We start from the raw sequence: 22,621 nt of genomic DNA, 5'->3' as shown, positions 1-22,621 counted from the left end.
TGTGGCACCGCCGGCATATGGATGATGTATGGCTCTGCCATCGGCTGCCGATAACGGCCGATAGGTAGAAGTGATGACACATCAGTTGTCTGACGAGAAGGACCCCCTATGCCGCACCAGTCTTTGCCCGCCCGCCAGCCGTCACGGCGCCATCTTCTTGGGCTCCTGGGAGCTGCCCCGCTTGCCGCGACCGGAGTGATCGCTGGCTCCAGCACTGCCCACGCGGCCAACGGTGCCGGGCCTTTCGAAACTTCCTCGGTGCCGAAGGGCCTGCGGCCCGGCGGGGAATACGACAAGCTCATCGCCCAAATGGCCGCTGAGGACAAGTTCTCCGGAACGGTGCTCCTGGCGCGCCGGGGCAAGACCGTCCTCGCCAGGTCCTACGGCATGGCCGACAAAGAGCAGTCCCTCGCCAACGAAATCGACACCATCTTCGCTCTCGCATCGGCGTCAAAGCCGTTCACCGCCTTGGCGATCCTTCAGCTCGCCCAGCAGGGAAAGATTGACTTCTACGGAACTCTCGGCACCTACTTGGACGGATTCCCAGCGGCGATCGCCAGCACCGTCACGATCCACCACCTGCTGACCCACACCTCCGGCATGGGCGACCTGCTCACCAACGCGGAGTTCATGGACAAGGCCGGCACCTGGACCAGCGCCGCGGAGGTCATGGACGAAACCCTGAGGATCATCGGCAAGGAACCGCTGCAGTTCACGCCAGGAACAGGGAATCGTTACAGCAACAACGGCTACGACACCCTCGGTGCCGTCGTCGCGCGAGTTTCCGGTAAGTCGTTCTACGACTACGTGCGCGACCACATCTTCAACCCCGCTGGCATGACGCGCTCCGGCTTCTACACGCGGTCACAATGGCTGGCCGACAAGCGAATCGCGCACCCCTACACCCTGGAAAGCTCAGGCAACCGGGCCGATGCCCTGCGTGCCGGGATCGGCGCGGCACGCATGTTCATTGGCACCGGTGGTGGTAACGGGTTTTCCACCGCGGGCGATCTGGTCCGCTTCGCCAATGCCTTGCAGCGGGGAAAGCTGCTAAACCCCGCCTACACCGAGCTGTTCATGAGCCCGAAGTTCCCCAACCGTCCCCGTGGTGTTGCCGATCCCGCCGTGCGCAGCTTCACCGCGTACGGTGCGCCCGCACCCGTGCACAACAACCACTTGCTATTCGGCCACGGCGGCGGCGCGGCGGGCGAGTCGGCCAACTGGACGATCTACCGCGACCTTGACTGGACCGGTGTCATCCTGAGCAACTACGACCAGATCGACCTTGAGACGATCATCAGCCGCGAACGGAACCTCATCACCGGCCGCGCTTAACGACCACCGCGACCTGACGACCGGCTTCCAGCGGAAAGCAAGGGCCGCAGCAAAAGTAGCCACGCTGAGGGACCCCCAAAGCGCAGCCGGGCCAACCTCGAGCAATCCCAGGAGCGCTGCCGGTGCGATGGCCATACCTAGTCCGGTGGAAAGCTGAAAGCGCACCAGCGCGCGGCCCAATTGCGCCGGTGGCGTGCTCGCGATGACGAGGGCGGTTCCGCTTCCGGTGTAAAGGATTTCGCCCAGCGTGTAGATGACGCCGACCGCGGCGATGGCCACCGCCCCGGCCGCCTCACCCACCCAGAAGCCCAGATAGGACAATCCAAGCACGACCCCTGAGGCGGCGAACACCGTGCCGCGGGCCCATTTCGACAGCCATCTGACAAGGGGCACCTGGAGCACGATCACCAGCACGGTGTTGCCAACAAACAAGGCCGCTGGCCAGGCGGCGTTGGCCTGCATCCGGGTCGCGAGCAGGGCCGGCAACACGACCTCAAGCACGCTAAAGCACATGGCGAAGGGAAGGTTGGCCACAAGAAGCACGGCCATGCTGGGCGCCGTGCCCTGGCGACCGTCGTGCTTTGGCCGCCCGGCTGTCACCCTCGTCGACAGCGTGAGCCCGCCTGCGACAAGGAATGCCAAGGCGGTGGCGGCAATAAGTACCTTGAGGACATTTCCGCCGCCGGCCACGGCTAGCAGCCCGAGCAGCGCGCCCGCACCCAGGCCGGCGTTGCGCACCGAACGTGTCGTCGCGAGTGCGGCATCGCGTTCGCGTCCCTGCTTGAGCGCTGCCACCACGGCAGCGTGCGCCGCGGGAAAAGCCTGACTGCCAACGCCCAACAGGACCGACGCCACCGCGAAGGCCGCGAACCCGCGACCGGTAAGCAGCACAGCTATGCCAGCAACACGAATGAAAAGCGTCGCCGCCACCGCCGCCGATCGTACACCGCGGTCGATCCACCGTCCCAGGAGTGGGAGCGCGGCGAGCCCCGCCAGCAAGCCCGCCGACAGTGCGACGCCGGCCTCCCCCACCCCCAGCCCGAGTACCGTCACGCCATAAAGCACCAAGAAGGGCCGCAGCATCCCGCCACCCACCGAATCGACCGCCAGGGCCACCACATATCTGCGCACGCGATCGAATCTCCCCAACGCGCGGCCGGGACGCTCGTGGGTTGACGGGGATCGTCAATCCGCAAGCTTTCGGGCGCGGTGGCGGGCACTATTGGCGCGTGGCCCTCACGATCGACATCACCGGCATGGCAGACGAGCGGTACGTCTTCGCACCTTCGCCGCTGGCCGAGCTGACCTCGATGCTTCACGCGCTCTCCGAGCCAGGCCACCACCCGGCGTTGCACGGCTGGATCGCCGCCACTTCCGCCTCACTCAAGCCCGAGCTCAGCGAGCGCCTGATCGAGGCCGACTTCCTCTGGCGCTCGGCCCGCGCCGACTTCTTCGTCCCCGGCCAGCCGCAGGCAACTCTGGCCCAAGAGCTAGACGAGGTCGATCGGCTCGACGACGAGACCTACGTGTTCTCGGCGCTGATCACCACCAGTTGCGGTTCGACGCCGCTGCACCGGCTCTTCTCCCGTGAAAAGGCACTTGAGCAGGCAATGGCACGCGGCCCACGGCAGGCCGAATTCGCCGAGCGGCTGCTGGCCGATCCGCCGCGTGTGCGCGCCTGGGTGCGCCGCCTGCTCGAGGACTGCGAGCAGGCGTTCTTCGCCGAATCATGGGCACGGGTGCAGCACCAGCTCGCCGCAGACTCCCGCCATAAGGCGGATCTATTGGCGCACCGTGGACTTTCGGCCATGCTCGGCGCCGTTTCACCATCGGTCTCGCTGCAGGACAACCGGATCGTGGTCGACAAACTTCAGGACAACGCGACCACCGCACACGGCAGCGGGGTCACCTTCATTCCCACGGCCTTCGGGCACCCTCACCTGCTTGTCGTGCATGCTCCGGGCTGGCGGCCCGTGATTCAGTACCCGGTCGCCGCACAGGGCCTGCCCGACCCCATTCCCCTGCGCCTCGTGCAGCAGCGCATTGACGCCCTCGCCCACCCCGTGCGGCGCAGGCTCGCCCGCACCATCGCCCGCGGGCCGCACACCACCGGCGAGCTCGCCGACGCTTGGCAGCTGACCGCGCCCGAGGTCTCCCGGCACCTGACGGTACTCAAACAGGCCGGCTTGGTGACAGTCAGCCGGCGCGGGCGATATGTGCTCTACCAGCTCGACCTCACGGTCTGCGCCCGTCTCGGTGCCGATTTCGTCGAGGCGATCCTGCGCTAGGCCCAGCGCGCCGATCCCGAAGCCGCGATGAGCAGCCCCGGGATCGGCGACATCCGCTAGTAATTGATGATCCAGAGCTGTTTCGCGCTGCCATCACAGGGTGCTTGCTGGATGATGGCGCCCAGCGACGTGCTGCCGCCGGTAACCTCCAGGCACATCTGCGAGAACCAGTTGATCAGGCGGTAGCGGTATTGCGGGCCGGGCGTCGGTAGCGGCGACGCGTATGGCAGGCCGAGGGTGTAGGAGAAGCCCTGGCTGCTGTCGGCCCACGGCGGTGCGGTGCAGTCGCGGGTCTTGTAGTCGTGTCCGTTGGCCTTGCTCCAGCCCGGATTGGTCAGGCAGAGCGAAGGGTCACGCAGGATGGTGCTTTGTGGACGGATGTCCCAGAAGCCCCCGTTGCCTTGCGGCTGATGGGTGAACCACCACAGCTGGTTGGTTTGCCGGCGGCACGTCCATTGGTGGATCGTCGCGCCAGAAGAGGTGCTGCGGTCCTTGATGTCCATACACAGACCGCTGTTGTAGTTGATGATTTGCAGGGGCCCGATCTCGGCTGCGGCCGCCGGGGTTCCCGGGACGACCGCCATGGCCACCACGAAAGTGACCACCAACGCCGCCCAGCGCCGTCGAAGTGTCATACGAACACTTTCGCCACGCGGGCAACAGACAGATTCACATTGGCGGATTGACGACATCGAGTCGGCATTATGAGGCGCTCACAGGACCACTCTCGGCGTACCCCAAATTGTTCTTGAATGGCATGCAACAAACCAGACGCTGCGCCGCGTGCATCCTTGGTGACGGCCTGGGCCAAGGAGGGACCGACGAATGGTCACGTTCGACGATTACGTGAGGCTACGCGGCGCGCGTCTGGTGCAGCTCGCCCGCTTGCTCGTGCACGACCGCCATCTCGCGGAGGACCTCGTGCAGGAGGTGCTCGGCAAAGCATTCGTTCGCTGGAAATCGATCGTCCAAGGTGGAGACCCGGATCAATACGTTCGCAAGATGCTGGTCAACGCGAACATTTCCCGCTGGCGCCGAAAATCCTCCAGCGAGCTGACCACAGGCACGATCGCCGAGCCAGCCGGCCGCGGCGACATCGGCCAGGAAGCAGCCGACCGGGACGCGGCTTGGCGACTGGTCTCGCAGCTGCCCGCCAAACAACGGGCGGCTGTCGTGCTGCGCTACTACGAGGATCTCGACGACGCGTCCATCGCCGACATTTTGAATTGCTCGACCGTCACCGTTCGTTCGCAAGTGATGCGAGCGCTCGCCACCCTGCGTGAACAGCTGGGTAAGCAGCCCGCACTGAATTCGGGAAGGATGCACTGATGAGCGAGATCGACGATGCGATCCGCGAAGCGCTGACGAGTCGGGCCGGCGACCCGGTCCACGTGGAAGACCTCCTCAGCGGGGCGAGACGGCGAGGGATGCGGCAGCGCCGGTTGCGGCACGCCATGTTCGGCACCGGCGCCGTCGCGCTCGTGCTCACCGCCGCACTCACTGTTTCTTTGGTGGGTACGCCAAAAGGTAACGGCGACAACGGTCTACAGCCCGCCACGGCCGGCCCCGTCAAGCCGGCACCGACAGCCAGCCCGTCGGAAAGCCCGCAGAAGTTGCTGACCGCCCGCCCACCCCTCGCGACGGGAGAGACCGGGCCGAGCGTGTTGCGTCTAGACGTCACCGACCCCGAAGTCAGCATGCTCGAGTGGAAGACCCGCGCTCACTGGCAGAAGCTCAATGTTGGGCGCGTACCCAGCGTGCCCGGGCCGGTGAGCGGTTACACCGTGGGCCGTGCGGATTCCGCGGCGGCTCTGATGACCGCGCTGGGCGATGGTGGAGAAGCCTGGCCCGGAGAGCGGTCAACCGAGCCGCTGACGGTGTACGGGCGGCCCGCGACGCTCACCTACAGCATTGAGGCGAAGTGGTCGGCTCTGACATGGGCGACAAATGACGGCGTGCACGTGGGCGTCTTCGCGGTCCATGGCGACATTCCAGCGTCCACTGTGGAACAGCGGAAACAGGCCATGCTGGAGGTGGCCGGGCTAGTCGTGCTGGACAAGTCCTACGTGTGCGCGGTGGATTTCCAGCTGACGTGGACGCCTAGCGGCTCCGAGCTGACGGGGTGCCAGCTGGGTCTCATGAGCGATGGCCACCTGTTCGACCAGCTCACCTACGGGACGTTTCGGGTGGAGACGCTGCGGCTGGACGGTATGCCGTTTGTTCCGAATAGGACAGTCGACGGTCGCGAGTTCGAGCTGACTGACGGCTTTGTTCGGTACCGGTACGGCGATCGCGTCGCCGAACTCAGCGGAGACCTCAACCAGTCCGACGCGTTGAAGGTGATGGGCAGCTTCACCCCGGCCACCTGACAGGTGACGAAAGCCCGGTCTCATGATGGGACCGGGCTTTTCGCATGCAACAGCATACATCTGCCACCGCGTGGTACCAGGTATGCGAACAAAACTCCTCAGCGGCCTGCTCGGACTCGCCCTGGCGTTCGGGACAGCTCCGGTTAGTGGCGCCTCGCCCAAGGACATCGCCAGGCCAGCCCAAGGCAACAGCAAAGCTCGCACCCTGACCCTGATCACCGGAGACGAGGTGACTGTCGTGGATGGACAGCACGTCTCCGTACACCCGGGACCAGGCCGCAAGGACATCACTTTCACCACTCTCAACGATGGCAAGCGAACCCGTGTCATCCCTGGCGACGCGGCCAAGCTTCTCGCCTCCGGCCGCCTAGATCCACGCTTGTTCGATGTGACGGCCCTGCTTGAATTCGGCTACGACCGCCGCGACTACCTACCGCTCATCGTGTCTGGTGGGCCTAGCACCGCGGGCCTAGCCCATCAGCGCCAGTTGCGTTCGCTGAAGGCCACGGCCGTGCATCAGGATCGTGCCACCGCGGCTCAATCGTGGCGCCAGCTCTCCTCGGCTTCCCGGATCTGGCTCGACGGCATGCGCAAAGCCGGTCCCGCCCAAGCCAAACCGGCGCCGGGAAAAGGAGTTTCGCCGTCGCGAGCGCAGCTAGCCGGCGACGGGGTAACCGTGGCCATTTTGGACAGCGGCATCGATGACACTCACCCCGACCTCGCCGGGCGCGTCGTGGCGCGGCAGAACTTCACCGAGCCCGGGTACGAGGACGAGCGTGACCTTTCTGGGCACGGCACACACGTCGCGGCAACTGCTGCGGCAGCCGCACCCGGCGCGAAGCTGCTCGACGGCAAGGTATGCGTGGTGGTCAGCCTGACCGATTTCCCGACCTTCTGCGGCGAGTCATGGATCGTCGCGGCGATGGAGTGGGCCGTCGGTGAGCAGCACGCCAAGATCGTGAATATGAGCTTTGGCCGGCCGGACCACGCGGAGACCGACCCGATCGAGGAAGCCGTGCAGCGACTGTCCGATCAGTACGGTGCGCTTTTCGTAGCGGCGGCAGGCAACGAGAAGACCATCTTCACCCCGGGCAGTGCCGACGCGGCGTTGACCGTCGGTGCGACCGACAGCACCGGTGCGGTGGCGCCGTTTTCGGGACGCGGGCCTCGGCTCGGCGATGCCGCTGTCAAACCAGACCTCACCGCGCCCGGCGTCGACGTCACCGCGGCCAGAGGTAAGGACGCGATGACGGTTCCGGGCTACTACGGTGATCTGTACACGACACTATCGGGCACCTCGATGGCCGCGTCACAGGTCTCGGGTGCGGCGGCGGTGCTCGCCCAGCTACATCCTGATTGGACCGGCAGCCAGCTGAAAGCGGCTCTCATGGCGTCAGCTCGGCCCAACCCGGTCAATGGCGTATTCGAGCAGGGCGCCGGTGGCCTCGACCTGCACCGGGCGATCGTGCAAAGCATCACAACACATCCGGCGAGTGTCAGCTTTGGGCGCCAGGCCTTTCCGCACACCGACGACGAGGTCCTGAGCAAAGAACTGACCTACGCCAACCACGGCACGCAGCCAGTCGTGCTACACCTGGCTATTGCAGGGCCAGAGTTGTTCTCGCTGAGCGCCGCCACGGTGAGCGTCCCGGCGGGCGGGACCACGAGCGTCACGTTAAGGGCGGCAACGACTGCCGCGAGCCCGACCGGGGCGATCGGCGGCTGGGTCGTCGCGACGGCCGGGGAAACCGTTGTGCGCACGGCTTTCGGGCTGGACAACGAGGTCGAGAGTTACGACGTCACCGTTAAGCACATTGACCGGGCCAGCGGCGTGCCGAGCTGGTTTGCCACCCGGCTGTCCCGGCACGGGGCGTGGAGCCTGCCGGACACCGGGATCGACTCTGGTGTGGACACGACCGTGTTCCGGGTGCGGCGCGGTGCGTACACCTTGGACAGTTTCATTTCTAGCGAAAACGGCTCCACGTTGATGGCGCAACCCCGGCTTGACGTCGATCACGATATGACTATCGTGGTCGATGCGCGCCAAGCACAGCCGATCAAAATCACGGTGCCCCGCCCTGATGCCCAGGCCCAGATGGCCGACGCTTCGGCCATCCTGATGCATGATGAGGGCTGGACGACAGGACATCTTGTCGGCTCGAATTCGCCGGACCAGTTGTTCACCGGCCGCATCGGCCCCGAGCAGACCGAGCCGAAGTTCCTCTCACGCGTCGGCGCACAGTTCACCGCGGCGGGCAACATGGACAGCCCGTACGCCTATCTGCTCAACTTCCCGATCCGGGGACAGATGGCTAACGGATTCCAGCGCGACGTCGCGGACAAAGACCTCGCTCAAGTGCATTCGGTTTACGCGGCCATTGGCGCGAACACGATGGGCGACAAGCGTGCGTTCCCGTCGATCTCGGATTTCGGGGCGGGTGGTTTCTACGCCAGCACGTTCATGCGTTTGCCCTTCAAACGCACCGAGTTCTACAACACCGACCCGGGTGTGGAATGGCTTGGTGTGTTCGACACCTTTGGCGAGAACGAATCGCGGACAAGCACCTGGGATCCGGCCTATAAGACTTACTCCGGACGGTCCGGCGAGGCGTGGAACTCGGGCGTATTCGGTAGCGCATTCCCCCAGGCCGTCATGCTTGAGGCGCCAACGCGCCGGATCGGCAACGTCATGGAAATCAACCTCAGCGACTTCTCGGACGGTCACCGCCGGTGGGGCGCTGCTTCCGGCACTGTGCCGACGGTGTTGTCCCGAGATGGAAAGAAGCTGCTGGTATCGGATTATCCGGTGTGGCTACAGGCATATGTGCCGCCGTCGCCGGGCACCTACCAGCTCGAGACACAGGCCACCCACCAGAGCGAACTGTCCACGACAGTCAGCGCGGCATGGACGTTCCGCAGCGGACACGCAGACAACGAAACGATGCTGCCGTTGTGGGGAGTGACGCTGCAGCCGAAGCTGGATGCGCACAACAGTTTGGCCGGTGGACAGGTTCACCGGGTTGCGGTCACCGCAGCGGCGCAGGCAGGCTCGAAGCCGGGCAAGCTCACGACGCTCTGTGTCGAAGTGTCCTTTGACGACGGCGCGCATTGGATCAGGGTGCCGGTAATCCTTGGCGCCGCTTACATTCCGCACCCGTCAGGGAGCGGGTTCGCGTCACTGCGGGCCAAGGTCGCCGACAACGCGGGCAACGCCTTCGAGGAGACAATCATTCGCGCGTACCGGATTCGCTAGCTAGCTGGTTTAGGCATGCCCCAGGCGGAATCACCTGGGGCATACTCGTCGTGCAGTTGCCACCAGCCCGACGCCGAGGCGTTGCTTCTGCCAGCGGGTTCTTCCCAGTCCTCTTGCCTGCCAAGGGGAGTCAGGTCGAGGTAGACCAGGGTGCCGTTCAGCAGGTCCGTGCCGCGCTCGTAGGTGGAGTATGTGTGGAAAATGTCCTCGCCGTCGCGCAGGAACACGCTCGCGCCGGCTACTTCGCCTTCGTAGTCGATGCCGGCCGCCCGTAGTTCTTCCTCGTCGGCGAAGTTGATTTCGACGGGCGCGACTGATGAGTCCACTGTGGTGTGGAAGTCGTAGTTGAAGTCAGAGCCGTGGGAGCTGTAGAACGGCATCGTCCAGCCCATGCGGCGGCGGAAATCATCAAGCTCGGCGAACGGGCTTCTGCTCACCACGACGAGCGTGGTGTCGCGGGCGTGCAAGTGGGCGAGGTGGCCGATGTTGTCGATGAGCAGGGAGCAGCCGGGACAATGCGTGAGCATCATGTGGTAGACGATCAGCTGGCGGCGCTGCTCGAACAGCTCCAGCAACGTTGCCTTGCCGTTAGGCCCGTCGAAGACATATTCCTTGTCTACCTTGACCATTGGCAGTCTTCGGCGGTCGCTGTTGACCTTGTCCCGTGCGCGGGTGAGTTGTTTTTCCTGTACGAGCAGTTTCTTGCGTGCGGCTAGCCAATCTGGCCTGGAAACGACTGGTGGATATGACATTTTGGCCTCCAATATGGACGGTGGTGTCAAGCCCGAGGGGCGGTGTCGGTCGCGACCAGGTTCTTGTCGGCCGCGATCGCCGCAATGGTGCCGCTGGCCGTCGCCGTAACCACAAAGGGAAGCGGCATCGGCAGGCTCGGCCGGTGTGCCATGTCGCCAGCGGCGTAGACGCCAGCGACGCTGGTCGCCTGGAAGTCGTCGACCTCCACGCAACCGTCTGGCAGCAAACGGCATCCCAGCTTGCTGGGCAATGCCGAGCGCTGCCTCAACTGTCCGACAGCGAACAGCGCCTTGCGGGGCAACGGCTCGCCAGATGCGAACACGATGCGCTCAAGCGTTTCCTCGCCACCCTCCAAGCGAACGACCTTTTCGTCGCGTACCAATACGCCGTTGTCCGCCAGCCGATTCAGTGCCGTTTCGTCGAGTTCGCCGGCGCGCCCGTTGGCACACAGGACGACGTCAGGGCTGAACCTCCGCAAGTGCAGGGCGAGGTCGACCATGATGGCGTCGTGGTACAGCACAGCAATCGGCTCGCCGCGGGCGGCTTCGTAGCCATGGCAGTACGGACAGTGGTAGATGCCGCGTCCCCATAGCCGCGCGAGCCCTTCGATCGGCGGCAGGTCGTCGGCCAGACCCGTGGCCAGAATCAGGCGCCGTGTCTGAACAGTCGAGCTATCGCCCAGCGTCAACGCAAACCCGTCCCCTATAGGTGTGACGTTGTTGACGGTCGCTTTCTGGGTCTCGATCGTGGGATACCGCTTGAGTTCCGCATGGGCGATCGCGCGAAACTCGCTCGGCGGGATGCCATCGCGGGTAAGGAAGTTGTGCATGTTCTCAGCGCGCGCGTTGCGGTACTCGCCGGAATCTATCAAGAGCGCACGCCGGATGGCGCGGCCGAGAGTCAAGGCGGCGGACAGACCAGCTGGTCCCCCGCCGACGACGATGGCATCGAACATCACTGGCCAGCCTTCGCAGCTGAAGCGGTCGCCGCATAGCCCGCCAAAATGTCGGCCACCTCTTTGGGCCGGCTCAGTGCCACGCAGTGGCTGCCCGCGATCTCGTCCGGGACGAATCCCAGACGGTCGCGCACGAGGCGGCGGAAGAAGTCGGGTGGGAAGAAGCGGTCCTCCGTGCAGAGCACGAACCTCGTTGGGGTGTCAGGCCATTCCTTCAGCGGCCAGACGGCGGCCGATGCGGCGCTCGATGGGTGCGCGCGTTCCTTGCTCATCGCTTCCTCGGCCAGTTGCCGCGGCACATCGTGGTAGAAGCTCACGAAAGGATCCGCGTGGCCGGTTAAGCCGCCATCACGCTTGGCCTGCTTTTGCACCGCGCTCTGGTAACCGGTGTTGGCCCACCATTCGTCGGGCGACTCGCCCGGCCTCGGAACCATGCCGGCCAACAGGACCAGCACCTCGACGGGCAGCCGCGCGGCGACCAGCGGGGCGGTGAACGCACCAAACGAGTGGCCCACGACGACCAGGTTTCGCCTGTCACCAACCGCTTCCACGACCGCGTCGGCGTAATCCTCCAAGGTGTGCGACTCGTCATCACCCGGAAGGTCAGGAGCTATCACATCATGCCCACGTGCCTGCAATTCGGCCTGCACCAAGTGCCACGACCATCCGACGTCGCCGCCACCATGGATCAACACGAACGTACTCATTGGACTCTCCTCTTTATCGTTGAAACTCGGAGCGAACGACGACGGCCACCGCGAGCACCACGATCAGCCCGCCGACGACGAGGGGTACCGTCACTGGCTCAGCGAGAATCAGCCATCCCAGGAACACAGCGACTAACGGATTGACATAGGCATACGTGGCCGCCAACGACGTCGCCGTCGATTGCAGCAGCCAGACATAGGCGGAGAACGCCGCGACGGATCCAAATAGGACGAGGTAGCCCCACGCCATCCAGGACCGGGCGGAGTACGCCGCTGGGTCGAGCCGCTCGCCACTGATGAAGCCAGCCACGGTCAGGACGGCGCCACCGATGAGCATCTCGTAGACCGCGATCACGAACGGGTCACGCGGAAGCGCCATGCGCGGCTGCCGCCACGAGCCGTAGGCCCACGACAGTCCCGCGACGAGGACCGCCACCATCGTCCAAATCGGAAAGGCGCCACCGAATCCGGTCGCGGCGACCAGCACCACCAGGCCGCCAAAGCCGATCGCCACGCCCGCCATCGTCGTGCCCGCCGGACGTTCACCTGACAGCACACGCAAACAGATGATCCATAGCGGCACCGCTGCCACAAGTAACGCCGTGATGCCGGACGTTGCCCCACCGTGCTCGGCCAGGGTTACCAGGCCCTGGCCCACCGCCACGAGAAGCAGCCCAATCCGCGCACATCCCAGGAGTTGCTGACGGGTCACGGCAAGCCGGCTCAGACCGCCTCGCACCGTCAGCACCCCGGCCAACAACAAGCTAGCCACAAGGAAGCGGGCACCGGCGCTGACAAACGGAGGCATCTCCTCGACCATGATCCGGATCGCGAGATAGGTCGAACCCCAGACTACGTAGACGATTGTCAGCGCGGCCCCAATGAGTAGCAATGGGCTTCGGGTCTTCGCTGGCGCGAAGCTGGCGGTCGTCATGTCACCGACGCTAGCCCGGCCAAGTCATCGCGAAAAGCGATGATTTCCGATCAGCACCATCGCTAAACACGATCGATACTGACCTTGGCCTCAACCTCAGCCTGAACCGCAGGAGTGAACACCCGCGCGAACGGAACTATCACCAGGACGGTTGCCAGAGAAAAGAAGGCAAACGACACGGAGAACCCGAACCATTCGGCCAGAACCCCGGAAAGGCCGGCGCCGACCGGAACGGCACCCCAGCCGAACATCCGCGACGCGGAACTGTAGCGGCCCAGCATGTCACCGGGGACCAGAATTTGGCTGACGGTTCGCGAATTGACCACCCAGAGCCCACCGCCCACACCGCCCAGAAAAGCGCCTAAGCCGACCGCCCAAACGTTCGCCGTCACCGCGGGAATCGCCACCAGGGCAAAGGTCAGCACCACGTTCGCGAACATCACGTAACGCCGCCCGAACAGACGCGTGCTGACCGACATGATCATCGTGCCCGTCAGGCCACCCAACCCCAGCGCGCCCACCAGGAGTCCATACCGGCTAACCGGCAATCCCATGACCTTTGTCGCGTACAACGGCATGAGCGCCAGCCACGCTCCCCAGCACGTGTTGAGCGCCGCAACGACGAGCGTCATCACGCGCAACAGCCGTTCGCGCCAAAGGAACCGCAAGCCGTCGCCGATTTGCTGGTGGACCGACCGGGACGGCTGGCCTTCCTTGGCGGCCGCGCGGAAACGGCCAGCAAGCAGGACAAGGGTTGCCGCGGTAAGGAGGTATCCAGCCACGGTCGCACCGAGCGCGAACGCCGCTCCAATCGCGACCAGCAGACCGCCCACGAACGGTCCGACGAACTCGTTGCAGACCGTTTCGGCTCCGGTCAGCCAGGCGTTGGCACGCTCACGCAACGACGGCGAGACCGCGCTTGGAACGAGAGCGGCAGCCGAGGTCAAAGCGATCACCTCGGCTAGGCCCAGCAGAATTCCACCTACGTAAATCAGTGGCAAACTGAACGCCTCCAGGGCCATTGCCGCAAGGAAACCACCTACAACGGCGACGCGCACCCCGTTCGCAACCCACAAAAGAGTGCGCCTGTCGCGGCGATCCACGAGCACTCCGACATGCAGAGCCGCGAACACCCACGGCAGAGTCAGGGTAAGCAGCACGCCTGACACCAGCGAGGGTGATGTGGTCATAGACGCCGCGATCAGCGGAAGGGCAACCTTGAGCGCGCCATCGGCCAGGTTCGTGATGGCCGTGAACCCAACCAGTACTGCGGTGTTACGGGCACTCGGGTCGATCGCCGGACCACGACCGGCCACTACTGAGGTCATACGGGCACGCTAGGCGCCGGAAATGTTCACCAAAAGCGATAGTTTCCGATCGACACGATCGCCAACAGCGATGGTTCGATAGGCTGGGTTCGTGACCGATCTCGAACTACGGCACCTAGCCGCGATGGCCGCTATCGCCGAGGAAGGCTCATTCGGCCGGGCCGCGGCACGGCTCGGCTACACCCAATCGACGGTGAGCCAGCAAATCGCCGCACTGGAGCGATCCGTCAACGGACCGGTGTTCGACCGGCCAGGCGGCCCCAGAGCGGTGCGGCTCACGCCACTGGGCGCAATCGTCCTCGAGCACGGGCGCGAACTGCTGGCGAAGGCGGCCGCACTAGCCGAGGCCGTGGACCGCTTCCACGCCGGCGACGGGCGCATCGACATCGGCACCTTCCAAAGCGTGTCCACGGTCATCCTGCCCGTCGTCGTACGCCGCCTGCGCGATGAGCACCCCGGTTGCGATATCCGGCTGTCCGAAGAGGAACCAGACACGCCACAGATCGGTGACCTCGACTTGCTGTTCTACGACGGTCCCCTCGACGGCGAGGTCGAATACGTCAAGCTGCTCGACGATCCGTACCTGCTGGTGGCCAAGCACGGCGCCTTCTCCCGCAATGCCGTACCGCTCAAGCAACTCGACGGCGCGCCGATGGTGGCGTGGCCGTCGATCTGCGGCCAGCGCCGCATGGAGGAGGCACTCGCCCGCAGTGACACGAACCCGAAGGTCGTCTTCCGCACAGCGGGCAACGAGATGTTGCTGTCGATGGTGCGAGCCGGCATGGGATCGGCAGTCTTACCACGGCTGGCCATCCAAGCGGCCGGAGCCGAATCCGACGACCGTCTGCGCATTCACGAGCTGCGCCCGGCACTTCCCCCGCGCGAAATCTATCTGCACTGGCCGCGAGGGCGAACCCAGTCCCCACTGGCACAACGAGCCATCGCCATCGCGATCGAAGTGGCCGCGGACCTAGCCAAGAAGAAATAGCGCGCCTCCGGGGAGTTCAGTCCGTTCCTGGCACGTTAAGTCCAGCTTGGACGGCGAAGACGACTAGCTGGGCGCGGTCGCGGGCACGAAGCTTGACCATGGCACGGCTCACGTGAGTGCGCACCGTAGCCGGGCTGACAAACAGCTCGGCGGCGATTTCGTCGTTTGACCGGCCGGTGGCCACCCAAGCCACCATCTCCCGTTCGCGGTCAGTGAGACGTTCTAACTCGGGCGCGGAAATGCCCGGGGGCGTGCCACGCGCACTGAACTGCTGGATCACACGCCGGGTCACCGAGGGCGAAAGCAGTGAGGCGCCTTCGGCAACCACCCGCAGCGCATGCAGCAGCTCACTCGGCGGTGAGTCTTTGAGAATGAAGCCGCTGGCACCGTTTCGCAGTGCCCCGAAGACATACTCGTCCGTCTCGAACGTTGTCAGCATGATGATGCGGACTGTCGCGAGTGCTCGGTCCGAGGTGATTTCACGCAATGCGGCGAGCCCGTCGAGTATGGGCATACGGACGTCGAGGAGCACCACATCCGGCACGGTCCGGCGGACTATCTCGACCCCAGCTCTGCCGTCAGCGGCCTCGCCGACCAGTTCCGTGTCGGCCTCGTCTTCCAGCAGCGTCCGCAGTCCCATCCGTACCAGCGCTTGGTCGTCAACAACCACCACACGAATCACGACATGGATCCTTGCACCGTCGCGATGGCCAGCGGGAGCCTGGCGCTGACCGCGAACCCGCCCTCGGGCCGCACGCCCGCTTCGAGCCGGCCGCCGAGAGCCTGGGCACGCGCGCGCATGCCGGCAATGCCGCTGCCGCTTGCGGTAGGCGGCTCATTGACCGGTCCATTGTTGGCGATTTCTAGCACCAGCTCGTCGCTCTCCCGCAGGATCGTCACCCTGGCCAGCGTCGGCCCGGCATGACGCAGGACGTTAGTCAAAGACTCTTGCAGGATGCGATAAGCGGCCACATCCACGTCCGGTGGTAGCTCGCCGGGGCGGATGTCCGCCAGTATCTCCAGCCCGCCACCACGGATGCGGCGCAGCAGGACCTCAGCGTCGGCCAGCCCTGGCGCCGGACGGTCAGGCTCACCGCCATCAGAGCCCCGCCACAGGTCCAGCTGAAAACGCATGCCTTGTAAGGATTCACGGCTCGCGGCCTGAATCGCCTCCAGGGACTCCCGCGCCTTGGCGGAGTTACGTTCCAGCACATGCAAGGCAATTCCCGCCTGCATCGCGATCACTGCCAGGCCGTGGCCCACCGAATCGTGCAGCTCCTGAGCCATCCGCAGGCGTTCGTCGGACACGGCACGCATGGCGTGCGCGGCACGCAGCCCGACCTCCGACTCGCGGCGCGCGCGGGTCGCCGCGCCGATCGCGGTGAGCACTGCCACCGCGGCGAACGATATCGTCAGCCACGCGAGAAACGGCCGGCCCCTTGCCGCGTCCACATTGGTGGAAAACCTGATGCCACCGGCGATCAGCACCGCTAGCGCCAGCGCGCCGTTCCACACCAGCACCCGGCGTAACGGCCACGCAACGGCTGTGCCACCTGCGGCGACCGGCACAGCGATCAGAATCGGCCCGACGGGATACCCGGCCGCTAGGTACACCACGACTGCCGCCGCGCAGCAGGAGAACGTGACTTCGGGATGCCTGCGGAGCATGGCCGCGGAAAGTGCGGCGAACACGACCAGCACATAGGCGAACAGGCCTGGCTGTCTGCTCCAGCCGAGCTCGTCGTCGCCCGCTGAACCGGTGCCCAACAATCCGGGTATCAGGATCAGCAGTACCGGCCAGACATCGCCCCAGTGGCGTTTCCAGTCATGCGAACGCATTCGGCCAGCTCCCATGAACCGAGGATAGTCGTTTTTAGACACACTGGTCGCCCTGCCGGACGCGCAGACAGCCTACGCAAATCTGCGTACACAAGGTCCCGTTCCCGGCCGGCGCCAGACAGGGACGCCAATTGCGACGCTTTCGCCATGACCGAAACAGTCGTTACCACCGAAGGCCTAACCAAGAAGTACGGCGAGCGGGCTGTTGCCGACGGAGTCAGTCTAACCGTCCAAAAAGGAGAGTTGTACGGATTCCTTGGGCCTAACGGTGCGGGCAAGACAACCACCTTGCGGATGCTTCTCGGCCTGACCCGGCCGACGAGCGGCAGCGCCAGCGTTCTCGGGCACCAGCCTGGCGACAAGGCGGCGACTGCCCGCACGGGTGCGCTCATCGAGAGCCCAGGCTTCTATCCGTACCTGTCGGGACGCGCGAATCTGCGGGTGATGGCCCGATACCTTGGTTTAGCCGACAGCGCCGCCGATGCGGCACTGGAACGGGCAGGTTTGCACACTCGCGGCGCCGAGTTGTTTCGTTCCTACTCACTGGGCATGAAACAGCGCCTAGGCGTCGCCTCGGCCCTGCTGGGTGATCCGGACCTGCTGATACTCGACGAACCCACCAACGGGCTCGACCCAGCAGGCATGGCCGACATGCGGCACCTCCTCAAAGAGCTTGCACAGCACGGAAAAACGGTTCTGCTGTCGAGTCACCTTCTGACTGAAGTGCAGGACATCTGCGATCGCGTCGGCGTCATCTCCCACGGCCGCCTGGTTTCGCAGAGCACGGTCGCCGACATCAGGGGTATCAGTTCACTTTACGTCCGGGCCGAACCGCTGGATGTGGCCCTCGCGGTGGCTATGCGGATAGCCGGGGACGACGCGGTGCAACTGCTAGGCGACGGCATTCGGCTTGACGCCAGCGCCACCACTGCCTCAGAACTCGCACGTGCGCTCGTCGAAGAAGGCGCACTGCTGCACGAGCTCCGGGTCCACGAACGCTCGCTCGAAGAGGCGTTCTTCCAGATCACTGAAGGGATGCAACCATGACCGGGCTGCTCGCGAGTACTCGGGCCGAGCTTTTGCGGCTACGCAAATGGCCAGCGCTGTGGGTGATGGGCGGGGTGGGATTGGCGCTCAACATCTTGTTCGGGTACGTGTTCGATTACCTCAGCTACCGCGGTGGCAGCGGGTCGGAGATCACGGAAAGTCTTGCACCGGAACAGGTTCTCAGCGGCTTGCTGCCCGCTCATGTGCCGGTGACCACCGTGCAGGGGATGCCCATGTTCGGCGGTGTCATCCTGCTGATCCTGGGCGCGCTGACCATGGGCGGCGGCTACGGCTGGGGGACGTGGAAAACCGTCTTCACCCAAGGGCCCTCACGGGCCGCGGCCTATGGCGGCACGCTCGTGGCGTTGTTCACCGTCGTGATTGTCCTTGTCACCGCGGCCTTTCTGCTCAACTTCAGCACCGCCACGCTAATCGCCCTGGCGGAATCGCAACCGCTCGCCTGGCCCCCAGCAACCGGGATCGTGCGGGCATTTGGCTCGGCTCTGCTCATCTATGCCATGTGGACCGCGGCGGGCGCACTGGCTGGGACACTGGCCCGCAGTCCCGCCCTTGCTGTCGGCCTGAGCATGCTCTGGGCGCTCGCCATCGAGAACCTGCTGCGCGGTGTGGCAAACGTCCTCGGGCCGATCGAGGCGCTGGCGAATGTCCTGCCGGGCACAGCAGCCGGATCCCTAGCCGGATCTTTGGGCGCCACCGCGTTCAGCGAGGATGGGACTCCCGGCGTCCTGACCACTCTGAGCGGCGGGCCAGCAGCGCTTCTGCTCGCCGCGTACACCGCCGCCTTCGCTGTCGCGGCTGGCCTTCTCCTCATTAAGAGGGACACTGTCTGAACCGCGAACGGCTCGCGCATCACGTGATGCGCGAGCCGTTCGCGGTAGCAGTGCGCACGAACTCAGCGGCTCTTCCTTGATCGCCAAGCAAACCCCGGAACCGGCCGGTAGCGCGACACCAGAATTTTGGGTTCAGAACTTGCCAAAATCTATTCCCGTCGGTACATAATTTATGTGTCGGCTGGGTCAGAGTTCCTGTGAGGACAACATGGCGACAAGGGGGTGATGGTGATGCCCTTGCTGGTACCGGCCCACTACCGCCGCCGTCGCTGGTGGCGTTTCGGCTGTCTGCGCCCGCCAAACCGGCGCGGCTAACGGCGGCCAAACCGCTGAAAACAAACAGCTTTCGCAACAAGTGGGGCAATGGCCCCGGACAGATCTGGAGGTGTGCTGTTATGACTAGCCTGCGTTTCGACCCGTTCCGCGACTTCGACCGGCTCGCCGCCGAGGTGTTCGGAACCGCCCGGACACCGGCGTTGATGCCGATGGACGCCCTGCGCACCGGCGATGAGTTCGTGTGCCGGTTCGACCTTCCCGGCATCGACCCGGAATCTTTGGACGTGTCAGCCGAAAACAACACCCTGACGGTGCGGGCCGAGCGGACGCGCAAGGATCCGGAAGACTCGCGCTACCTGGTCTCTGAACGGCCGTCTGGCACCTATAGCCGGCAATTGGTCCTCGGTGACGGCCTAGCCGTCGACGCGATTAAGGCCGAGTATCGCGACGGCGTGCTCACCCTGACGATCCCCGTTGCCGAAAAAGCCAAACCGCGCAAGATCGAAATTTTGCGCGATGGGAACTCGGCGATCGGGTCGCATGAGGGCCACAAAATGATCGCAGGGGAAACCGGCCAGTATACGGCCGCCGTCAACGCCAGGGAAAAGGCCGGCGCGGCCCACTAAGCGCCGCCCATCAACCCACACAGGGCAGCAGCCCGGCACGCGAGGCACAGCGAAAGCCATGCCGCGCTCGGCCGCTGCCCATCAAACTTGATAGCCGTTGACCGCAACATTCCCATGTGTTTGGAGGTGACCCCCGATGTCCGCACTGCCCCACCCAACACAGCGCCAAACCGCCCTCGACGATGCCACCTTCCCCGGCTACTCGATGGGAGCGGCGGCAGACGCCATCGGGGTCACCCCAGCCTTCCTGCGCGCCGCCGAAGCAGCAGGCCTTTTCGAGGGCACCAGCGGAATCACCCGGTCGCAGGGCGGCCACCGGCGCTACAGCCGCGACGACCTGCACCGCGCCAACCGCGCACGCGAACTCGTCAACACCGGCATCGGCATCGATGCCGCCACCCGCATCGTCAGCCTCGAATATCAGTTGGCCGCCGCCCACACCATGATCGAAATCCTGCAGCGCAAGAGCAGCAGCCAGTAAGCGCAACCGCCTCGCCCTCTACGGTCCACTGAGGATCCCGGCCTGGAACTGCGACTGCGGATCAGTGGCCCTGGGTTCGACACGTTCGAGGCCGACACGATCCGCGCTGTCGACCCGGCTCTGGCGCCAGGAACGTTGTTTGCCGCGGTCGGCGACCCACAGGAACGTGTCTTTGCGTTGGTGTAGCCGCTCGTTTAGATGGCGTCCAGATAGGACAGAACGGCCCGCACACGGCGGTTGTCCGTTGCGGTGTCGGCGATTCCGAGCCGGTCGAAGATGTGCTGAATGTGGGTGCCAACAGTGCGGGGCGAAACGGAGAGCCGCTCGGCGATGCCCCGGTCGGTCAGGCCCTCGGCCATCAACGCGAGCACCTCACGCTCACGCTCCGACAACGCCTCCAGCGCCGCGGGCACGGCCGGTGCCGCCAGCAGAGCGTCAACGAGCGTGGAGTCAACGACAACTTCTCCATCGCGGATACGGCCGATCGCCTCGATCAGGGTGGCCCGCTGCAAGATGCGGTCCTTGAGCAGGTAGCCCACGTGCGTGCTGCCGCCCTCGAGGAGCTCCATGGCGTATGCCGCCTCAATGTATTGCGATAGCACCAAAACAGCGACCGACGGATGCTCACGGCGGATACGCGAAGCGGCCCGGATCCCTTCATCTGTATGCGTTGGCGGCATGCGGATGTCGACCACCGCGACGTCGGGTCGCTCGTGGGCGATGATGCGGTGCAGCTGTTCAGCATCGGCCGCCTCCCCCACGACATCGAAGGTATCTATGGCACCGAGCAGTTTGATTAATCCGGCCCGGATGATCAGAGAGTCATCTGCAATGACGAGTCGCATCATTCACTCCGCTGCGTGAGGGGTGTGGCCGGGATGCGCGCCTCGATGGTGGTGCCCTGGCCGGGCGGGCTTTGCACGGTAAGGGTTCCGCCGATGGCGGTCACCCGGTCGGACAAGCCGCGCAGCCCAGATCCTTTGTGGACATCGGCGCCGCCGGGGCCATCATCGCGTACCAGAATCTGCAGTTCATCGCTGGAAAAAGTCACGCGGACCTGGAGGTGCGCGCCGCAAGCGTGCCGGGTGGCGTTCTGAAGTGCTTCGCTGACAACGAAGTATGCCGTGGTCTCGACATCTTCGCCGAACCGGCGCGTGTCGACTTCAAGTGCTATCGGCACGTTGCTGCGGCGGCGCAACTCGGCAAGAGCTGTGGCCAGTCCACGTTCGGTGAGCATGGCCGGGCGCAAACCCCTTGCCAGCGAACGCAATTCGTCAATTGACTGCCGCAGCTGACCGGTCGCGTCATCGAGCATCGCGGCCACCGGATGACTGTCGGGCATCTCCAGGCGAGCGGTTTGCAGCGCGAGACCTACGCCAATCAGTTGCTGTTGCGCACCGTCATGCAGATCCCGTTCCACCCGTTTACGTTCCGCCTCAGCGGCCTGGACGAGCCGTTCGCGGGAGGCACTCACCTCGGCCAGCTGTGCTTGAACCTGCCGGCTCAGGCGAGCGTTGTCGATGGTCATCCGCGCCGCGGCGACACCAGCCTCGAACAGCTCCGGGTCTTCGGTGCGGGCACTTTGATGGTGCAGCATCACGTAGCCATCGCCGAGGTCGGTGACTTCACTGTGCTCCTGCGGCGAGACCTCTTGGACAATGCGCACGGACGGATCACGAAACAATTTCGCCAGGCTCGCCTGCAGTTCGCCAGCGTCAGCGTGACGAAGCCGCACCAGCAGGGCCGCCACATCGGCCCGCGCCAGCTTGGTGTTCACCAGAGCGATCAACAACCCGATTGGTACCAGGAAGGTGGCCAGACGCTTAGTCCAATACATCACCGCCCACAGATCGCCATCGGGAACCTGGAACAAGAACAGCGCCGCTTCCAGAAGGTACGCGAACAGCAGCACCCCGGTCGCCCACAGCGCCGGCGCGGCACTTCGCCGCTGTGGTGCCGCCATTCGCCGCCGCCGCAAGATAACCAAGCTAAGGAACCAGAGCCCGATGCCGATAGCGATCACATTGTTGAACGTGAACCACAGGTCAACGAACGGTTTGGTCGGCTCAATCAGAAACGGGTTGGGCGGGCAGCCATTGGCGGGACAGTTAGACAGCCAGGCCGGTTCGGCGAACAGCCACGCGGTGAACCACCACAGCGGCCACAGATAGCCCACGAGCAGGAACACCCGTTCGGTGCGGGTGTGCGCTCGCCCGTCCGGGTAAGTCAGCATCGCGTGGGCGAGCAGGATCCAGTACCAGGGCTGCAAGCTGCTCTCGATGACCAGCAGCGCGCCACTCTCGGCGGTGCCCGGTCCTCTAAGGACAACGAAGAAACCCCACGCCAGCAAGATCAGGCCAACCCGGCTATCTGGGCGCCGCCGGGTCGCGATCACGCCAGCGACAATCACCGTGTACTGCACGGTGGCCGTAATGAGCATCAGCCACAGCCAATCGCCGAGCCGCACGAAGTACCAGATGCGAAACGCAAGCAGCAACGCGGCGATCACGAGCAGGGCGGCAGCACGGGCTTTCACGAGGTCAGGATGCCATCTATCGCCGATCTAGCAAATGCGTAAAACTACCGACGTC

General features: G+C 64.9%; 20 protein-coding genes and 1 pseudogene. 10 read left to right on the top strand and 11 right to left on the bottom strand.

Annotated elements, in window-relative coordinates; translation table 11 throughout:
* Positions 1 to 108: 108 nt before the first annotated feature.
* A pseudogene (locus A3E1_RS48640) lies at positions 109 to 1,218 on the top strand (serine hydrolase domain-containing protein); the annotation flags it as partial.
* Here the strand turns inward: A3E1_RS48640 and A3E1_RS49250 are convergent.
* Positions 1,180 to 2,466, bottom strand: coding sequence for an MFS transporter (locus A3E1_RS49250; RefSeq protein WP_020524682.1), 1,287 nt, complete (start codon positions 2,464 to 2,466; stop codon positions 1,180 to 1,182). The pseudogene A3E1_RS48640 and the gene A3E1_RS49250 overlap by 39 nt on opposite strands.
* 98 nt (positions 2,467 to 2,564) lie before the next feature.
* Here A3E1_RS49250 and A3E1_RS0130885 point away from each other — a divergent pair, with 98 nt between their 5' ends.
* A complete protein-coding gene (locus tag A3E1_RS0130885; protein WP_026209000.1) occupies positions 2,565 to 3,623 on the top strand; it encodes a DUF5937 family protein in 1,059 nt (352 codons plus the stop codon).
* A 56-nt stretch (positions 3,624 to 3,679) separates the two neighbouring features.
* Here the strand turns inward: A3E1_RS0130885 and A3E1_RS0130880 are convergent, their stop codons facing one another.
* Positions 3,680 to 4,258 (bottom strand): RICIN domain-containing protein, encoded by a 579-nt coding sequence (locus A3E1_RS0130880; protein ID WP_020524680.1) that lies wholly within the window; start codon positions 4,256 to 4,258, stop codon positions 3,680 to 3,682.
* Between the two features lie 190 nt (positions 4,259 to 4,448).
* Here A3E1_RS0130880 and A3E1_RS0130875 point away from each other — a divergent pair, with 190 nt between their 5' ends.
* The 3 genes from A3E1_RS0130875 to A3E1_RS0130865 all read left to right on the top strand — a co-directional run bounded on the left by A3E1_RS0130875 (position 4,449) and on the right by A3E1_RS0130865 (position 9,245).
* Entirely contained in the window at positions 4,449 to 4,952 is a 504-nt protein-coding gene (locus A3E1_RS0130875; protein ID WP_020524679.1) for a SigE family RNA polymerase sigma factor, read from the top strand.
* Entirely contained in the window at positions 4,952 to 5,992 is a 1,041-nt protein-coding gene (locus tag A3E1_RS0130870) for a hypothetical protein (RefSeq protein WP_020524678.1), read from the top strand. Before A3E1_RS0130875 ends, A3E1_RS0130870 begins: the two co-directional genes overlap by 1 nt.
* 82 nt (positions 5,993 to 6,074) lie before the next feature.
* The gene (locus A3E1_RS0130865) at positions 6,075 to 9,245 is read left to right on the top strand and encodes a S8 family peptidase (protein WP_020524677.1); all 3,171 of its coding nucleotides are present in this window, start codon (positions 6,075 to 6,077) and stop codon (positions 9,243 to 9,245) included.
* Here A3E1_RS0130865 and A3E1_RS0130860 read toward each other — a convergent pair.
* From A3E1_RS0130860 to A3E1_RS0130840, 5 genes are all read right to left on the bottom strand, one after another.
* A complete protein-coding gene (locus A3E1_RS0130860; protein WP_020524676.1) occupies positions 9,242 to 9,997 on the bottom strand; it encodes a DUF899 domain-containing protein in 756 nt (251 codons plus the stop codon). The two genes, A3E1_RS0130865 and A3E1_RS0130860, sit on opposite strands and share 4 nt — an antisense overlap.
* A gap of 26 nt (positions 9,998 to 10,023) precedes the next feature.
* Positions 10,024 to 10,953, bottom strand: coding sequence for an NAD(P)/FAD-dependent oxidoreductase (locus A3E1_RS0130855; protein ID WP_020524675.1), 930 nt, complete (start codon positions 10,951 to 10,953; stop codon positions 10,024 to 10,026).
* Complete coding sequence (locus A3E1_RS0130850) at positions 10,953 to 11,660, bottom strand: alpha/beta fold hydrolase (protein WP_020524674.1); 708 nt, start codon at positions 11,658 to 11,660, stop codon at positions 10,953 to 10,955. Before A3E1_RS0130850 ends, A3E1_RS0130855 begins: the two co-directional genes overlap by 1 nt.
* A 13-nt stretch (positions 11,661 to 11,673) precedes the next feature.
* Complete coding sequence (locus A3E1_RS0130845; protein ID WP_020524673.1) at positions 11,674 to 12,594, bottom strand: EamA family transporter; 921 nt, start codon at positions 12,592 to 12,594, stop codon at positions 11,674 to 11,676.
* A 62-nt stretch (positions 12,595 to 12,656) separates the two neighbouring features.
* Positions 12,657 to 13,922: an MFS transporter gene (locus tag A3E1_RS0130840; RefSeq protein WP_026208999.1), complete on the bottom strand. Its 1,266-nt coding sequence runs from the start codon at positions 13,920 to 13,922 to the stop codon at positions 12,657 to 12,659.
* 91 nt (positions 13,923 to 14,013) lie between these two features.
* Here A3E1_RS0130840 and A3E1_RS0130835 point away from each other — a divergent pair, with 91 nt between their 5' ends.
* Complete coding sequence (locus A3E1_RS0130835) at positions 14,014 to 14,910, top strand: LysR family transcriptional regulator (RefSeq protein ID WP_020524671.1); 897 nt, start codon at positions 14,014 to 14,016, stop codon at positions 14,908 to 14,910.
* Positions 14,911 to 14,926: 16 nt separating this feature from the next.
* Here A3E1_RS0130835 and A3E1_RS0130830 read toward each other — a convergent pair whose 3' ends face one another.
* Together A3E1_RS0130830 and A3E1_RS42985 are read right to left on the bottom strand one after the other, a co-directional pair.
* Positions 14,927 to 15,592: a response regulator transcription factor gene (locus tag A3E1_RS0130830; RefSeq protein WP_020524670.1), complete on the bottom strand. Its 666-nt coding sequence runs from the start codon at positions 15,590 to 15,592 to the stop codon at positions 14,927 to 14,929.
* On the bottom strand, positions 15,589 to 16,764 hold the full coding sequence (locus tag A3E1_RS42985) for a sensor histidine kinase (RefSeq protein WP_083929712.1): 1,176 nt from the start codon (positions 16,762 to 16,764) through the stop codon (positions 15,589 to 15,591). Before A3E1_RS42985 ends, A3E1_RS0130830 begins: the two co-directional genes overlap by 4 nt.
* A 132-nt stretch (positions 16,765 to 16,896) precedes the next feature.
* Here A3E1_RS42985 and A3E1_RS0130820 point away from each other — a divergent pair, with 132 nt between their 5' ends.
* The 4 genes from A3E1_RS0130820 to A3E1_RS0130805 all read left to right on the top strand — a co-directional run bounded on the left by A3E1_RS0130820 (position 16,897) and on the right by A3E1_RS0130805 (position 20,030).
* Positions 16,897 to 17,796 carry an ABC transporter ATP-binding protein gene (locus tag A3E1_RS0130820; RefSeq protein ID WP_020524668.1) on the top strand — a complete coding sequence of 300 codons (900 nt, stop codon included), beginning with the start codon at positions 16,897 to 16,899 and terminating at the stop codon, positions 17,794 to 17,796.
* On the top strand, positions 17,793 to 18,647 hold the full coding sequence (locus A3E1_RS0130815; RefSeq protein WP_020524667.1) for an ABC transporter permease: 855 nt from the start codon (positions 17,793 to 17,795) through the stop codon (positions 18,645 to 18,647). The genes A3E1_RS0130820 and A3E1_RS0130815 overlap by 4 nt, the downstream gene beginning before the upstream one ends.
* Before the next feature lie 395 nt (positions 18,648 to 19,042).
* The gene (locus tag A3E1_RS0130810) at positions 19,043 to 19,549 is read left to right on the top strand and encodes an Hsp20/alpha crystallin family protein (protein WP_020524666.1); all 507 of its coding nucleotides are present in this window, start codon (positions 19,043 to 19,045) and stop codon (positions 19,547 to 19,549) included.
* A 136-nt stretch (positions 19,550 to 19,685) separates the two neighbouring features.
* Entirely contained in the window at positions 19,686 to 20,030 is a 345-nt protein-coding gene (locus A3E1_RS0130805; RefSeq protein WP_020524665.1) for a helix-turn-helix domain-containing protein, read from the top strand.
* A gap of 194 nt (positions 20,031 to 20,224) precedes the next feature.
* Here A3E1_RS0130805 and A3E1_RS0130800 read toward each other — a convergent pair whose 3' ends face one another.
* Both A3E1_RS0130800 and A3E1_RS0130795 read right to left on the bottom strand, forming a co-directional pair.
* A complete protein-coding gene (locus A3E1_RS0130800; RefSeq protein ID WP_020524664.1) occupies positions 20,225 to 20,875 on the bottom strand; it encodes a response regulator transcription factor in 651 nt (216 codons plus the stop codon).
* A complete protein-coding gene (locus A3E1_RS0130795) occupies positions 20,875 to 22,566 on the bottom strand; it encodes a sensor histidine kinase (protein ID WP_020524663.1) in 1,692 nt (563 codons plus the stop codon). The genes A3E1_RS0130800 and A3E1_RS0130795 overlap by 1 nt, the downstream gene beginning before the upstream one ends.
* Positions 22,567 to 22,621: the final 55 nt, after the last annotated feature.

This window comes from Catelliglobosispora koreensis DSM 44566, from assembly GCF_000379685.1.
Lineage (GTDB): Bacteria > Actinomycetota > Actinomycetes > Mycobacteriales > Micromonosporaceae > Catelliglobosispora > Catelliglobosispora koreensis.
This window is presented reverse-complemented; position numbering and strand designations above follow the sequence as displayed.

Bases quoted from the DNA above. Each gene is read 5' to 3' on its own strand.
- A3E1_RS42985 (WP_083929712.1), bottom strand. From the start codon at position 16,764: ATGGGAGCTGGCCGAATGCGTTCGCATGACTGGAAACGCCACTGGGGC.
- A3E1_RS0130875 (WP_020524679.1), top strand. From the start codon at position 4,449: ATGGTCACGTTCGACGATTACGTGAGGCTACGCGGCGCGCGTCTGGTG.
- A3E1_RS0130805 (WP_020524665.1), top strand. From the start codon at position 19,686: ATGTCCGCACTGCCCCACCCAACACAGCGCCAAACCGCCCTCGACGAT.
- A3E1_RS0130800 (WP_020524664.1), bottom strand. From the start codon at position 20,875: ATGCGACTCGTCATTGCAGATGACTCTCTGATCATCCGGGCCGGATTA.
- A3E1_RS0130850 (WP_020524674.1), bottom strand. From the start codon at position 11,660: ATGAGTACGTTCGTGTTGATCCATGGTGGCGGCGACGTCGGATGGTCG.
- A3E1_RS0130865 (WP_020524677.1), top strand. From the start codon at position 6,075: ATGCGAACAAAACTCCTCAGCGGCCTGCTCGGACTCGCCCTGGCGTTC.
- A3E1_RS0130840 (WP_026208999.1), bottom strand. From the start codon at position 13,922: ATGACCTCAGTAGTGGCCGGTCGTGGTCCGGCGATCGACCCGAGTGCC.
- A3E1_RS0130860 (WP_020524676.1), bottom strand. From the start codon at position 9,997: ATGTCATATCCACCAGTCGTTTCCAGGCCAGATTGGCTAGCCGCACGC.
- A3E1_RS0130820 (WP_020524668.1), top strand. From the start codon at position 16,897: ATGACCGAAACAGTCGTTACCACCGAAGGCCTAACCAAGAAGTACGGC.
- A3E1_RS0130815 (WP_020524667.1), top strand. From the start codon at position 17,793: ATGACCGGGCTGCTCGCGAGTACTCGGGCCGAGCTTTTGCGGCTACGC.
- A3E1_RS0130855 (WP_020524675.1), bottom strand. From the start codon at position 10,953: ATGTTCGATGCCATCGTCGTCGGCGGGGGACCAGCTGGTCTGTCCGCC.
- A3E1_RS0130870 (WP_020524678.1), top strand. From the start codon at position 4,952: ATGAGCGAGATCGACGATGCGATCCGCGAAGCGCTGACGAGTCGGGCC.
- A3E1_RS0130880 (WP_020524680.1), bottom strand. From the start codon at position 4,258: ATGACACTTCGACGGCGCTGGGCGGCGTTGGTGGTCACTTTCGTGGTG.
- A3E1_RS0130845 (WP_020524673.1), bottom strand. From the start codon at position 12,594: ATGACGACCGCCAGCTTCGCGCCAGCGAAGACCCGAAGCCCATTGCTA.
- A3E1_RS0130810 (WP_020524666.1), top strand. From the start codon at position 19,043: ATGACTAGCCTGCGTTTCGACCCGTTCCGCGACTTCGACCGGCTCGCC.